The sequence below is a fragment of the Paraburkholderia sp. HP33-1 genome, from assembly GCF_021390595.1.
Classification (GTDB): domain Bacteria; phylum Pseudomonadota; class Gammaproteobacteria; order Burkholderiales; family Burkholderiaceae; genus Paraburkholderia.
This window is the reverse complement of record NZ_JAJEJR010000002.1, coordinates 1,241,372-1,254,183: the sequence shown is the minus strand read 5'-3', so window position 1 is coordinate 1,254,183 and position 12,812 is coordinate 1,241,372. Positions and strand designations below refer to the sequence as shown.

The window sequence follows — 12,812 nt, the reverse complement described above, 5'->3', positions numbered from 1 at the left end:
TCTGGAAGCGGCATCGGCAGCGTCCAGATCAGCGACTCATTCCTTGTATCCGTCGCTCAGCGTCTTCATGAACGCGATGATGTCCTCGATGTCCCGATCGGTCATCGCGGGCGGGTCGCCGAACTTGCGGTCGAACGGTGCATCGGCGACATCCACGTTCGCATGATATTGAGCCGGCAGATCGTCGTACTTCTGCACCTTGCCCGACGCATCGCGCGGATAGATCCTGTCCGGCGACGTATTGCGCAGGTTGTAGAAGTCGAGTACCTGCTTGAGGTCGTGATACACGCCATTGTGAAAGAACACCTTGCGCTCGGCGGCATTGCGCAGTGTCGGCGTCAGGAACATGCCGCAATACTGCGTCTCTTTGGTCATGTCGGTCCGGAATGGACCACAAATGCCCATGTCGTAGAACTTCGGATCCTTATTCGGCGCAAGTTCGCGATTGCGCGGCACGCCGAGCGCTTCGTACTGCGTGTCCGTAAAAAGAGGCGGCAAACCGTCCGACGTCGGCTGGCTCAAGTGGCAACCCGCGCAATTGGCCTTGTCCTTGTCGTTGAACAGACGCAAGCCGCGTAGTTCGGCTTGCGTGAGGCGTGCACGTCCTTCGAGCCAGGCGTCGTATTTGCTCGAGAACGGATGGAAGGCCGGGTCTTCGAATTCGTACCGGCCGATCGCGAACATGGCTTCCGACACGAGCAGATCAGGGTCGTTGACGACGCGCGGACCGAAAAGTTGCCTGAGCGTATCGATGTGCTTCGAGTGCATGAGCTTGTCGGCAACCGAAGCCAGATCCGGGTTCGCCATCTCGACCGGGTTCGTCAGCGGTCCGAGCGCCTGCTCCTGCAGCGTGCTTGCCCGGCCGTCCCAGAAGAATCCGCCTTGCGGCACCATGGCCGGCGCGGCAGGCGCAACGCCCGCGGTTTTCTGGGCGCGCTGCACCCCTAGCGCGGCGGACGCGAGCGTGTCGAGATTGACCGGTGCGGCGTCGTTATCGCCCTGATCGGGACCGATGCTGAACGGCGCCTGGCGATACAGGTAAGCGAGCGATGGCACCGGCCGATAGCCCGCTTGCGCCATGTGAGGGCCGCCTGGCTGTACCGTCAGATCGTTGGGAGGCGAGAAAGCATGCGCGGCGCTGTGGCACGACGCGCACGACTGTCTGCCCGACGCCGAAAGCGACGGATCGTTGAACAGTTCCCTCCCGAGCACGGCGACCGCGCTAAGCGGCGCGACGGGGGGACGCAGGAGCTTGACCGGGTGGGCATTGGCGCCCGTCAGATTCTCGACCCTGGCGCCGATCGCCGCGGGCATACGCTCGGGGTGGACCAGCGCGTAGCCAACCACGACGGCGAGCGCGAGCACGATGCCCAGCAATATCTGCATGATCCGGCGACGCAGCGTGCCGCTGGCAGCGCGAGGGGACGGGGCGCTTCCAGCGGGTAGTTGCGAAGACAAGGTGGGGTTCGAAGGACGATTCATGGCGATAGCGGTAGCAAAACCGAACTGCAAATAAGCAAATCGAGCCACCGTACCGGCTGGCTCGACGTCATGACTGATAAACGAGGTGTGGCGCTTTAGTTCGTTGCCGGAGCCGCCGACAGCTTGGTGCCGAGGTTCGTGTCGAGGTACAGCACCGGCGTATTGCCACCGTTCGTGAAGTCGAACAGCGACATGATGCTGCCCGTCGTCGCATCGTGCGAACCGCTGCCGATGCGGGTGCCGCCGAGCCAGTTGTCTTCGATGAACCGGACCACCGAAGCCTGCGTGATCGCCGTATGGTCGATGTAGTTGCTACGTGCGTACGGCGAGATCACGATGAGCGGAATACGCGTTCCCGGACCGCAACGGCCGTTGACGACAGCGCCTGTCACCCCGACACCTTGCGTCGCGCCCGTTGCATTACAGGTGCCCGTGCCGTTCAACTGGTCGGCGGTCGCGTCAAACGACGAAGTCGTCGGCGTCGCGTAAGCGTGGTCGTACCAGCCATCCGAATCGTCGTACGTGATGATGACGGCGGTGTTCTTCCAGTCCGGCTGTTGTTGCAGGAAGTTGACGACCTTCGTCACGAACGCCTGCTCGTCGATCGGATCCGAGTTGCCCGGATGCGCATCGCCGACGGCCGGTGCCTTCAGGTAGCTGACCGACGGGAAGTTGCCCGCCGAGACGGCCGTGAAGAAATCGTTGACGTCGTATTGATGGTGAACCGGCGTGGCCGTCGAATCGAGCGGGTCGGTCTGGCCGATCACCGCGGTTGACGTCGGGCGGGTGTGCGCCAGGTTGGCCGTCGTCGCGTAGTACTGGAACCAGTTGTGGTGAGGTATGTAGTCCGTCTTCGTTGCGCCGAGGACCGATGAGTAGGTGCTGCGCTTGCACGCCGTGGTGCCGTTCGAGTTGGTGGCCGTCAGGTCAAAGCCACCCATGAAGCCGCCCCAGGTGATGTTTTTCGCGTTGAGGAGGTCGCCGATGTTCTTGTTGTTCGAACTGAGCGTGGCCTGGCTGCTCGACGTCGAGGTGTTGCACACGTCGCCGGTCGGATCGGAGTCGCCATTCATCGTGAAGCTGCCCGCGCCGTCGGCAATCACGTTGTCACCCTGCGCGGCGCCGTTCGCCGGAATAGCGCCGTTGGTCTGGCCGGAAATCACCTCGAGCGCGCCCGGCGTCGACGGACCGTAGGTGTCCGTGTACATGTTGTCGCTCATCGCGAAGTTCTGGGCGTAGTTCCAGAGCGCGGTGACCGTGTTGCCGTCGAAGTAGCCCATCACGAGACCCGGGGTGCCGAACGTCGTGCCGCTACCGGCGCTGTTGTTACCCGTGTACTTGGGGAACAGGTCCGCCGCGCCGTTATTGTAGGCGAGCTGTTCCTTCATATAGTCGTGCGACTGGCCGTTCGTGTTGGCCTGGCTGCGGTCGAGGCGGAACGGATTGATACCGCTACCCGCGAAGGCCGCGTTGTTCGCCGTGTTGAGGAAGTTCGGGTTGCTCGTCAGAAGCGACTTCTGATTCAGATTGTTGACCTGGGTCGGCGTGCTCGCCGCCGCCGTGAACGCCGGTTCACCGACCGGGTTCTGCGCGTTCGGATAGGTGCCGAAGTAGTGATCGAAAGAACGGTTCTCACCGAAGATCACGACCAGGTGCTTGATCGGCGTTGCGGTGGTCAGCGCGTCCTGAGCGGATACGGTAGCAGCCGGCGTAGTGGATGCAGCAGAAGAAGAGCTAACGCCGCTGTTTCCGCACGCGCTCAGCACAAACAGTGCGGCGGCAAACGGAATGGGCAAAAGGGATTTGCGAAACATTTTTGTGGGCTCCACAGTCGCGGTCCAGCCCGTTCCATCGTTAGGTATGGACGGTGCTGGGAATTGTTGTTAGAAGCGTAACGGCCGACGATTCGGATTGAAGCCCGCGCATTGAAGCATCGAAAAGTGAAAATCTTCGGTCAGAACGCCGACTATTGCCTTTCGTTGACGCGGCCTATGTGCCCTTTCCCACAAATCGCGCGACGGATTTCTTGCGCTGCCGCGTTAAAGAAGAAACGGCGCGCCGCGAGTGCAACGTTTGCGATCAGGCGAAATCAACATGGCGGCAGAAGGAGTGGCGGCAAGTGAATGACGTCCATACACCCGGACGGTTCAAGGCGGGGTACATCGTGCCGCGATGGAGCCGCGCGTCTTGAACGAAGCCCCTCCCGATCCGGACGCCGAGCTGATCGCGCGAGTGGGCCGCGAGGAGCCCGGCGCGGTGCGCTCGCTGGTCGCGCGCAAGCTGCCGCGGCTGCTCGCGCTCGCCACGCGCATGCTCGGCGATCGCATGGAAGCGGAGGACGTCGCGCAGGAGGTCTTCGTGCGAATCTGGAAACAGGCGGCGCGCTGGCGTGAAGGCGAAGCGAAGTTCGACACGTGGATGCATCGGGTCGCGCTCAATCTTTGCTATGACCGTCTGCGCGGCCAGCGCGAAGACCCGAGCGACGAGCTGCCCGATTGCGCCGATCCCGCCGCGCTACCCGATGCGCGGCTCGAAGCACGCGCCGACCACGCGCGCGTGCGCGCGGCGCTCGCCGCGTTGCCGACGCGACAGCGCGAAGCGCTCGTGCTGACCTATTACCAGGAAATGCCGAACGTTGACGCCGCCGCCTTGATGGGCGTCAGCGTCGATGCGCTGGAAAGTCTGCTGGCCCGCGCGCGCCGCAGTCTGCGCGCTCAACTGGCCGGCAGCGGCCTTAGCAAGGACAAGTCATGACGCCCGAAAGATTCCATCAGATTGTTGCAGCGTACGGTGCCGACTCGCGTCGCTGGCCGGAGCGGGAACGCGAAGCCGCGCAGGCGTGGGCGCGCGCGCATCGCGTCGAAGCCGACGCGGTGCTGAGCGACGCGGCCGGCCTCGACGCATGGCTCGGCGCCGACCAGTTCGAGCCGCCGAGCCGCGCATTGCAAAGCCGCATCATCGCCGGCGCGCCGTTACGGCGCCCGGCCGCGCGCCGGCGTCTGTGGTGGTCGGGTGCGGCGGTGGTCGGCGTCGGGCTGCTCGGCGGCGTGGCCGGCGCGTTCGCGGTGTCGTTCTTCGTGCTGACCGAAAACGCGCCGCTCGTGCATGAATTCTCGTATCTGACTTCGAGCTTCGGCGGTACCACCGCCGATTGGAGCGGCGAATGAACGGGTGCTCGTGGAAATATGCGCTGCTGGGCTCCGCGGCGCTCAACGTGTTTCTGCTCGGCTCGATTGCCGGCGGCGCGTATCAATGGTTCGCCGCGCACGGTGCGAATCAGCCGGCGGCGGCACAGGACCAGCGCGCGCTGCGTTTCGCTGCCGGGCCGCTGCCGGTCGAGCGGCAGCAGGCGTTTATCGATGGCCTGAAGAACGCGCGTCGCGAAGGGCGGCAGTATGCGCGCGATGGGCGCGAGGGGCGTCGCGAGGTACTGCGTCTGCTGGCCGCGCCGCAGCTCGATCGCGCGGCGCTCGATGCCGCGCTCGCGCGCACGCGCGCGGCTGACAGCAGCCTGCGCGCGATGGTCGAAGCGAGCGTCGCCGATTTCGCGGCGACGCTGACGCCCGAAGAGCGCGCCGAGTTCGCCGAGAGTCTGAAGCTGCGTGGGCAATGGCGCGAACCGCAGCCGCCGCCGAACCCGAAGAAGCCGGAGGCGAATGCCGCATCGGGGGAATAAAAAAGTGCATGCGATTGCGACGGATTCCGGCGTATCGGCCGTTTAACGGATAAGCAGGCGTCTTACATGTCGACGAGGATCGTATGGCCAACTCACCGAACCTGAATTCCGCAGCGGTCGCACTGAACCGCTTCGGCCTCGGCGCGCGCGCGGACGAGACGCCGCCCGCCGATCCGAAGGGCTGGCTGCTCGCGCAATTCGAGCAGTACCAGGCGCGGCCGGCCGCGTGGGCGAACCAGCCCGATTCGATCGCGTTGTCGAAGGAGCTCTTGCAGCAACGCATGCAGATCGAGCAGCAGGCGAAACAGACGGCGGGCGAGGGGACCAACGCTAGCAGTGCCGCGACCAACACCGCAGCCGCCATCCAGACCGACGCGCAAGCTGCCAGGCAATCCGAACGAAAGGCGCTGCGAGTCGAAATCCTCGACATGTACCGCTCGTCGGTCAACGCGCGCGTCGCCAGCGCGCTGACCACGCCGACGCCGTTCATCGAACGGCTCGTGCATTTCTGGGCAAATCACTTCGCGGTGTCAACCGAAAAGCCTGGCGTCGCGGCGCTCGCCGGGTCGTTCGAAGCGGAGGCGATTCGCCCGCACGTGCTTGGCCGTTTCGAGGACATGCTGGTGGCCGTCGAGCGTCATCCGGCCATGCAGCTGTTCCTCGACCAGGCCCGCTCGGTCGGCCCCGACAGCATGGCCGCGCTGCGCGCCGTGCAACGCAATCCGGACAACAAACGCGGACTCAACGAGAACCTCGCGCGCGAGATCATGGAACTGCATACGCTCGGCGTGCGCAGCGGCTATAGCCAGGACGACGTGACCGAGTTCGCGCGCGCCCTGACCGGCTGGAGCCTCGTCGGCAATCCGGGGAACGGCGGCGCCAACGCGAACCGCCGCGCGCTGGAGCAGAACGGCGAACCCGGCAGCTTTGTGTTTCGTCCCGCGCTGCACGAGCCCGGCTCGCGCACGATCATGGGACGCCGCTACGACGATGCCGGCGAACAGCAGGCGCTCGCGATCCTGCACGACCTCGCGCACGCGCCGGCCACCGCGCGGCATATCGGCACGAAGCTTGCCCGTCATTTCGTCGCCGACGATCCGCCTGCGGGCGTGAGCGAACGTCTCGCCGACGCGTTCACGCGCAGCGACGGCGATCTGCCGACCGTCTATCGCGCGTTGATCGATACGCCGCAAGCGTGGTCGCCGGGCGCGATGAAGTTCAAGACGCCGTGGGAGTGGACCATTTCGTCGATGCGCGGACTCGGCTGGCACGACCTCGGCAATCAGCAGAGCGCGCCGATCCTCACGCAACTCGGCCAGCCGGTATGGCGTCCCGGTTCGCCCGCCGGCTACGACGATATCGCCGCGAGCTGGGCCGCACCCGATGCGCTCGTGCGCCGCGTCGAAGTCGCGCAGCGTTTCGCCGCGCGCGTCGGCGACCGGCTCGATGCGCGCTCGCTCGGCCAGACCTTGCTGGCTGGCTCGCTCAGCGAGCCGACGGCCACGGCGGTGTCGCGAGCTGAAAGCGCGTCGACGGCGATCGCGTTGCTGCTCGTATCGCCCGATTTTCAACGGAGATGAATGCCATGCTGTCACGCCGCCGGTTTCTGAGCGTCGCCGCCGCTGGTGCCGGCGCGCTGTTTGTGTCGCCCCATATTGCGTTCGCGCACGTCGCGACCGACCGCCGCTTCGTGTTCGTGATCCAGCGTGGCGCGGCCGATGGCCTGAACATCGTCGTGCCGTACGCGGACCCCGCGTATGCGACGCTGCGCGGGCCGCTCGCGATCGACGCGTCGACCGCGCCGCATCTGGATGGCACGTTCGCTTTGCATCCGGCGCTCGCGCAAGTCGCGAAGCTGTACGCGGATCGCGAAGTGCTGTTCGTGCACGCGGTCGCCTCGCCCTATCGTGACCGCTCGCATTTCGATGGACAGAACGTGCTGGAAACGGGTGGCACGTCGCCGTATCAGATGAACGACGGTTGGCTCAACCGGCTCGCCGCGCAACTGCCCGCCACCCGCGAAAACGCGATCGCGTTCGCGCCGACCGTGCCGATGGCGCTGCGCGGGCCGGCCGCGGTGACGTCGTATGCACCGTCGGCGTTGCCGCAGGCGCCCGACGATCTGCTCGCGCGCGTGTCGCAGCTCTACGAGCAGGACGCGCAGTTGCGTCCGCTGTGGGAATCGGCGATGGCGGCGCGCGGCCTCGCGGGCGATGCCGGCGCGCGTCAGGACCCAGCGAGCCTCGGCAAGCTCGCGGCGAGTTTTCTGGCGCGCGACGACGGTCCGCGCATCGCGATGATCGAAACCGGCGGGTGGGACACGCATAGTGCGCAGAACGCGCGGCTCGCTAATCAGCTGAAGGCGCTCGACACGATGCTCGCGGCGCTGCGCGACGGCATGGGGTCATCGTGGAGCAAGACCACGGTGCTGGCCGCGACGGAGTTCGGCCGGACCGCGGCCGCGAACGGCACGGGCGGCACCGATCATGGCACCGGCTCGGTCGCGATGGTGCTTGGGGGTTCCGTGCAGGGTGGTCGCGTGATCGCGGATTGGCCGGGCCTCGCGCCGCATCAGCTTTATCAGTCGCGTGACCTGAAGCCGACCGCTTCGCTCGATGCGCTGATCTCCGGCACCGCGAGTGAAAGTCTCGGACTCGATCCCGAACGCACCGCGGCGGCGCTGTTTGGCCGAACCGTGGCGGGCAGACCGATGACGGGAGTCGTGCGAGCGTGATGCCTTGATTGACGCAAGGGGGGCAGACGTTTCGCGAGGGTTCGCTGACGTACCGGCTCGAAGCGGGAGACGCCGCATGCATCGCATGTTCGCGGCGCTCCCTTCGCGAGTCAAAGGCCGGCGCTCAGCCTCCTCCACCATTGCCGCCGCCGGCCGGCACGCCCAGCGTGAGCCTGTTGTTCACCGAGGTCACGCCCGGAACGCCTTTGGTGACGTCGGCAGCCTGCTGGATCATGCTGCCGTCCGGCACCGAGCCCGTCAACGTCACCGCGCCGCTGCGCGCCCGCACGAACACGTTCGACACGTTGAAGCCCTGCGCTCTAGCGAGCGCGCGCCGCACGTCGCGGCCGAGCTTGCGATCCGCCGCTCGGTTCGACGTGGCGGGCGCGGCTGTCGTGGCGGCGGGCGCCTGAGCATCGCTTGCCTGGGCATAGGCGCTGGATGCGCTCGCCACGCACAAGGCAATACCGAGCGCCTTCACAAGATTGAGTGTTTTCACGTTTTCACCTTCCTCGATAAGTTGATCTCGCTTCGTTACATGTTAGAAACGCCGCGCTTTGTCGAGCAGGTCTGGACTCTGGGAAGCGCCGGTCTTATAGAGGAGTTCCGGATTTGGCGCTTCCGGCGCGCTTAAACAATACTCCAGGACTCACGGGGATGCTGAAAAAAACTGCGCGTGGCAGGATGCTCTGCACTGCCGTGCGACGTCGGTCAGAACCACTGCGGCGCCATGCTGAGCGTCGTATCGTCGAGCGTGCGCAATAGCGCCAGCATCGACGCCACGCGCGGCAGCTCGCAACGGAAGAACCACTGGCACGCGTGCAGCTTGCCGCGATAGAAGTCCTGATCCGCCGCGCCGTTCGCGCGTGGCAACGCCGCGTTGGCCACCAGCGCCTGCCGCAACCACGTCCACGCCAACACAATATGTCCGAATGCTTCGAGGAACGCGTTCGCGTTGGCGAGCGCGCGGTCGGTATCGCTTGCGAGCGCGGGCAGCAGCGCTTCGAGCGTGCCGCTCAGATCGCGCCATGCCGCGCCGAGTGCATCGGCGTGGGCCTGTAGCGGTGCATGCTCGCGCGCGGCGTCGATCGTTCGCTGTAGCTCGCGGGCGAGCAGCTTCAGCGCGGCACCCTGTTTCATCGTGACCTTGCGGCCGAGCAGGTCGATCGCCTGAATGCCGTGCGTGCCTTCGTGAATCATGTTCAGGCGATTGTCGCGATAGAACTGCTCGACCGGATATTCGCGCGTGTAGCCGTAGCCGCCGTGAATCTGGATCGCGAGGCTGTTCGCTTCGAGACACCATTGCGACGGCCACGACTTGACGATCGGCGTGAGCAGATCGAGCAGCAGCCCGGCCTCGGCGCGCGCGTTCTCGCTTTCGCCGGTGTTCTGTTCATCGACGAGCCGCGCCGCGTAAAGGCTCAACGCGTAAGCCCCTTCCACGTAGGCCTTTTGCGCGAGCAGCATGCGGCGCACGTCCGCGTGTTCGATCAGCGGCAATTGCGGATCGAGCGGATTCTTGTTGGTCGGATGACGTCCTTGCGGCCGCTCGCGCGCATAGTCGAGCGAGGCCAGATAGCCGCGATAGCCGAGCATCACCGCGCCGAGACCGACGCCGATGCGCGCCTCGTTCATCATATGGAACATATAAGCGAGCCCGTGATGCGGCTCGCCGACCAGCTCGCCGACGCACTCGCCATGTTCGCCGAACGACAGCATCGTCGAGGTCGTGCCGAGCCAGCCCATCTTGTGAATCAGGCCAGCGAGCGCGACGTCATTGCGCTCGCCGAGGCTGCCGTCGTCGTTGACGCGGAACTTCGGGACCGTGAACAGCGAAATGCCCTTGACCCCCGGCGGCCCGCCGGGAATACGCGCGAGCACCAGATGCACGATGTTCTCGCTCAACTCGTGATCGCCGCCCGAGATGAAAATCTTGTTGCCGCGAATCGACCAGGTGCCGTCCGGGTTCGGTGTCGCCGTGGTGGTCAAGTCCGACAGACTCGATCCCGCCTGCGGCTCGGTCAGCGCCATCGTGCCGAACGCGCGGCCTTCGAGGAGCGCGCCGAGGTACTTGCGCTTCTGCGCCTCGGAGCCAAACCGTTCGATCACGTTCGCATTCGCGCTCGTCAACATCGCGTAAGACGACGTCGCGATATTCGCGCTCTGGAACAGCGACAGACACGCGAACGAAATCACCGACGGCAGCTGCATGCCGCCCCATTCGTAATCCTTGCCCGTGGCGAGAAAGCCGGTCGTGCGCAACGCGTCGAGCGCGTCCTTGACCTCGTGCGGCATCGTCACGCGCTGGCCGTCGAACTGCGGCTCGTGCTCGTCCAATAACCGGTTGTGCGGCGCGAATTTCTCGACCGCTACGGCATGCGCGGTTTCGAGCGCCGCGTTGAAGGTCTCGCGGCTGTGATCGGCGTGACGCGCACGCTGCGTCAGCGTCTCGGCTTCGAGCACTTCGAATAGCTGGAATTCCAGATCCCGCGTGTTGATGATCAGCGCGTCTTGCATCAGTGAAAGCCCGTTTAAAGGTAAGCCGCTGTGCGCAATTGCATGGCGAAGCGCGTCAGTTTATAACGAAAAAGAATGATCGTGCTTTTATTTACATGCCGAATTTCGGCACGTATGATGGCCGCAAACCGTGGAATACCAATCTGCAAGGCAGAACACCTGGAGGAGCGACGCATGTCAGTGAAGGATCTGTTTCAACTCGACGGCAAGATTGCATTGATCACCGGCGGTTCGCGCGGGCTCGGTCTGCAAATGGCCGAAGCGCTCGGCGAAATGGGCTGCCGCGTCGCGATCACCGCGCGCAAGGCTAACGAGCTCGAGGAAGCGAAAGCGCATCTGCAAGGCCGCGGCATCGAGGTGCGGACCATCATCAACGATCTGCAGCGCTTCGAGGGCATTCCCGCGCTCGTCGATGAAGTGATGAGCGCGCATGGGCACATCGATATTCTGGTCAACAACGCGGGCGCCACGTGGGGCGCGCCCGCCGAAGACTACCCCGACGAAGCGTGGCACAAAGTGATGAACCTGAACGTCAACGCGCCGTTCTTTCTCGCGCGCGAAGTCGGCAAACGCAGCATGATTCCGCGGCGCGCGGGCAAGATCATCAACGTCGCGTCGGTGGCCGGGTTGAAGGGCTCGCCGCCGGGCATGAACGCAATTGCGTACAACACGTCGAAGGCCGCGGCCATCAATTTCACGCGCGCGCTCGCGGCGGAGTGGGGCAAGTACAACATCAACGTCAACGCGATTTGCCCCGGCTTCTTCCCCTCGAAAATGTCGGCAGGACTGCTTGACAAGCTCGAAGACGCGATCGTCGCGAACACGCCGCTGCGGCGGCTCGGCGGCGACGAGGATCTGAAGGGCCCCGTGGTGTTCCTCGCGAGCGAGGCCTCGCGGCACATCACCGGTCAGTATCTGGCGGTGGATGGCGGGTCGATCATCGTCTGAGTAGCGCAAAAACAGTATTGCTTCTCGCTCACCTCACGCTTTAGGGCCTTTTCGGTCCCGGCGGTGGAATCGGTTACGCTTTGCCATCAGCAACGCGACCGCCGGGGCATGTGATCATGGCCACGAAGCACGAAGTCAGGCGTTACAAGGCGAATCTCTCCGACGAACTGCACAGCGCCGCCCTGTATGAGACGCTCGCGAGCGTCGAGAAAGACGAGACCCGCAAGCAGGTCTATCAGGATCTCGCACAATCCGAACACAGCCACGCACAAGTGTGGGCCGACAAGCTCAGGGCCAACGGCGTCGAACCGAAAGGCCGTGGGCATGCGCTCAAAACCCGTCTGATGAAGGGGCTCGTGCGCCTGTGCGGCGCGGACTTCGTGCTGCCGACGCTGGCTGCCGCCGAATACGCGGACCGCAACAAATATCGGGGCCAGCGGGACGCGGGCCGCATGTCCGCCGATGAACATCATCACGCGGCCGTCGTGCAGACGCTCGCAAGTAACCATGATTCGAACCTGTCGCCGGGCAGCCGCATCACGGCGGCCGAGTCGTGGCACAAAAGCGCAGCGTCGGGCAACGATCTGCGCGCGGCCGTGCTCGGCGCGAACGATGGCCTCGTGTCCAACTTCTGTCTGATCATGGGTGTCGCCGGCGCGGGCACGGGCAACCAGGCGATCCTGCTGACCGGCCTCGCCGGGTTGATCGCCGGGGCCTGTTCGATGGCGCTCGGCGAATGGCTGTCGGTCACCAATGCGCGCGAACTCGCCAGCACCCAGATCGCCAAGGAAGCCGAGGAAATCGACGAACAACCCGAAGCGGAGGAACACGAGCTTGCGCTGATCTACCGCGCGAAAGGGCTCGACGCGGACGAGGCGAAACGCGTGGCCGCGCAGATGATGCGCGACAAGGACAAGGCGCTCGACACCCTCACGCGCGAGGAGCTAGGGCTCGATCCGGCGGAATTGGGCGGTAATCCGTGGTCGGCAGCGGGGGTGTCGTTCTGTCTGTTCGCGCTCGGCGCGATCTTTCCGGTGATGCCTTTTCTGTGGACGCATGGCGTCAATGCGATCGTGCAGTGCGTGGTGCTGAGCATGGTGGCGCTCGCGTCGATCGGGGTGTTCACGTCGTTGTTCAACGGACGCAGCGCGGGGTTTTCGGCGCTGCGCCAGATCGTCATCGGGCTCATCGCGGCGGGGTTTACGTTCGGCGTCGGGCGCTTGCTGGGCGTGTCGATTTCCTGAACGAATCGGTTCGCAGGCGCCGGACGCTCGCCGCCGTCCGCGACCGCGCCAACCCTTTGTCCCACAAGGCTTTTCTCGTCGCGCCGAGCGCTCTCGCCGCGCCCGGGTGTCGCATTTCCTCATGTGCCTGTCGGAATTAGTCGGCTAGCCGCACTTTTTTCTGGCAACTATGTAGGCACAGCGCGGACCGACGTCCGCACGCGAGGAGAGC

At 65.0% G+C, this 12,812-nt stretch carries 11 protein-coding genes; 7 read left to right on the top strand and 4 right to left on the bottom strand.

Features of this window, described 5'->3' with window-relative positions; translation table 11 throughout:
• Positions 1-36: 36 nt before the first annotated feature.
• Both L0U81_RS21665 and L0U81_RS21660 read right to left on the bottom strand, forming a co-directional pair.
• Positions 37-1,386, bottom strand: coding sequence for a cytochrome-c peroxidase (locus tag L0U81_RS21665; protein ID WP_233805559.1), 1,350 nt, complete (start codon positions 1,384-1,386; stop codon positions 37-39).
• Between the two features lie 191 nt (positions 1,387-1,577).
• The gene (locus L0U81_RS21660) at positions 1,578-3,296 is read right to left on the bottom strand and encodes a phospholipase C (protein ID WP_233805558.1); all 1,719 of its coding nucleotides are present in this window, start codon (positions 3,294-3,296) and stop codon (positions 1,578-1,580) included.
• A 358-nt stretch (positions 3,297-3,654) separates the two neighbouring features.
• On the opposite strand from L0U81_RS21660, the gene L0U81_RS21655 reads away from it, so the two are divergent.
• The 5 genes from L0U81_RS21655 to L0U81_RS21635 all read left to right on the top strand — a co-directional run bounded on the left by L0U81_RS21655 (position 3,655) and on the right by L0U81_RS21635 (position 7,892).
• Positions 3,655-4,236 (top strand): RNA polymerase sigma factor, encoded by a 582-nt coding sequence (locus L0U81_RS21655; protein WP_233805557.1) that lies wholly within the window; start codon positions 3,655-3,657, stop codon positions 4,234-4,236.
• A complete protein-coding gene (locus tag L0U81_RS21650) occupies positions 4,233-4,649 on the top strand; it encodes a hypothetical protein (protein ID WP_233805556.1) in 417 nt (138 codons plus the stop codon). The genes L0U81_RS21655 and L0U81_RS21650 overlap by 4 nt, the downstream gene beginning before the upstream one ends.
• Positions 4,646-5,158, top strand: coding sequence for a periplasmic heavy metal sensor (locus L0U81_RS21645; RefSeq protein WP_233805555.1), 513 nt, complete (start codon positions 4,646-4,648; stop codon positions 5,156-5,158). Before L0U81_RS21650 ends, L0U81_RS21645 begins: the two co-directional genes overlap by 4 nt.
• A gap of 83 nt (positions 5,159-5,241) precedes the next feature.
• Positions 5,242-6,738 (top strand): DUF1800 domain-containing protein, encoded by a 1,497-nt coding sequence (locus L0U81_RS21640; RefSeq protein ID WP_233805554.1) that lies wholly within the window; start codon positions 5,242-5,244, stop codon positions 6,736-6,738.
• A gap of 5 nt (positions 6,739-6,743) precedes the next feature.
• A complete protein-coding gene (locus L0U81_RS21635; protein WP_233805553.1) occupies positions 6,744-7,892 on the top strand; it encodes a DUF1501 domain-containing protein in 1,149 nt (382 codons plus the stop codon).
• A gap of 124 nt (positions 7,893-8,016) precedes the next feature.
• Here L0U81_RS21635 and L0U81_RS21630 read toward each other — a convergent pair whose 3' ends face one another.
• Both L0U81_RS21630 and L0U81_RS21625 read right to left on the bottom strand, forming a co-directional pair.
• Entirely contained in the window at positions 8,017-8,391 is a 375-nt protein-coding gene (locus L0U81_RS21630) for a BON domain-containing protein (protein ID WP_233805552.1), read from the bottom strand.
• 212 nt (positions 8,392-8,603) lie between these two features.
• Entirely contained in the window at positions 8,604-10,409 is a 1,806-nt protein-coding gene (locus L0U81_RS21625) for an acyl-CoA dehydrogenase (protein ID WP_233805551.1), read from the bottom strand.
• 174 nt (positions 10,410-10,583) lie between these two features.
• Between L0U81_RS21625 and L0U81_RS21620 the strand changes: the two genes are divergently transcribed.
• Both L0U81_RS21620 and L0U81_RS21615 read left to right on the top strand, forming a co-directional pair.
• Positions 10,584-11,357 (top strand): SDR family oxidoreductase, encoded by a 774-nt coding sequence (locus L0U81_RS21620; protein WP_233805550.1) that lies wholly within the window; start codon positions 10,584-10,586, stop codon positions 11,355-11,357.
• A 116-nt stretch (positions 11,358-11,473) separates the two neighbouring features.
• Entirely contained in the window at positions 11,474-12,601 is a 1,128-nt protein-coding gene (locus tag L0U81_RS21615; protein ID WP_233805549.1) for a VIT1/CCC1 transporter family protein, read from the top strand.
• Positions 12,602-12,812 lie beyond the last annotated feature (211 nt).

Excerpts from the sequence above, each read along its gene's own strand:
- L0U81_RS21635 (WP_233805553.1), top strand. The coding sequence starts at position 6,744 with ATGCTGTCACGCCGCCGGTTTCTGAGCGTCGCCGCCGCTGGTGCCGGC.
- L0U81_RS21665 (WP_233805559.1), bottom strand. The coding sequence starts at position 1,386 with ATGCAGATATTGCTGGGCATCGTGCTCGCGCTCGCCGTCGTGGTTGGC.
- L0U81_RS21640 (WP_233805554.1), top strand. The coding sequence starts at position 5,242 with ATGGCCAACTCACCGAACCTGAATTCCGCAGCGGTCGCACTGAACCGC.
- L0U81_RS21650 (WP_233805556.1), top strand. The coding sequence starts at position 4,233 with ATGACGCCCGAAAGATTCCATCAGATTGTTGCAGCGTACGGTGCCGAC.
- L0U81_RS21655 (WP_233805557.1), top strand. The coding sequence starts at position 3,655 with ATGGAGCCGCGCGTCTTGAACGAAGCCCCTCCCGATCCGGACGCCGAG.
- L0U81_RS21660 (WP_233805558.1), bottom strand. The coding sequence starts at position 3,296 with ATGTTTCGCAAATCCCTTTTGCCCATTCCGTTTGCCGCCGCACTGTTT.
- L0U81_RS21620 (WP_233805550.1), top strand. The coding sequence starts at position 10,584 with ATGTCAGTGAAGGATCTGTTTCAACTCGACGGCAAGATTGCATTGATC.
- L0U81_RS21615 (WP_233805549.1), top strand. The coding sequence starts at position 11,474 with ATGGCCACGAAGCACGAAGTCAGGCGTTACAAGGCGAATCTCTCCGAC.
- L0U81_RS21645 (WP_233805555.1), top strand. The coding sequence starts at position 4,646 with ATGAACGGGTGCTCGTGGAAATATGCGCTGCTGGGCTCCGCGGCGCTC.
- L0U81_RS21625 (WP_233805551.1), bottom strand. The coding sequence starts at position 10,409 with ATGCAAGACGCGCTGATCATCAACACGCGGGATCTGGAATTCCAGCTA.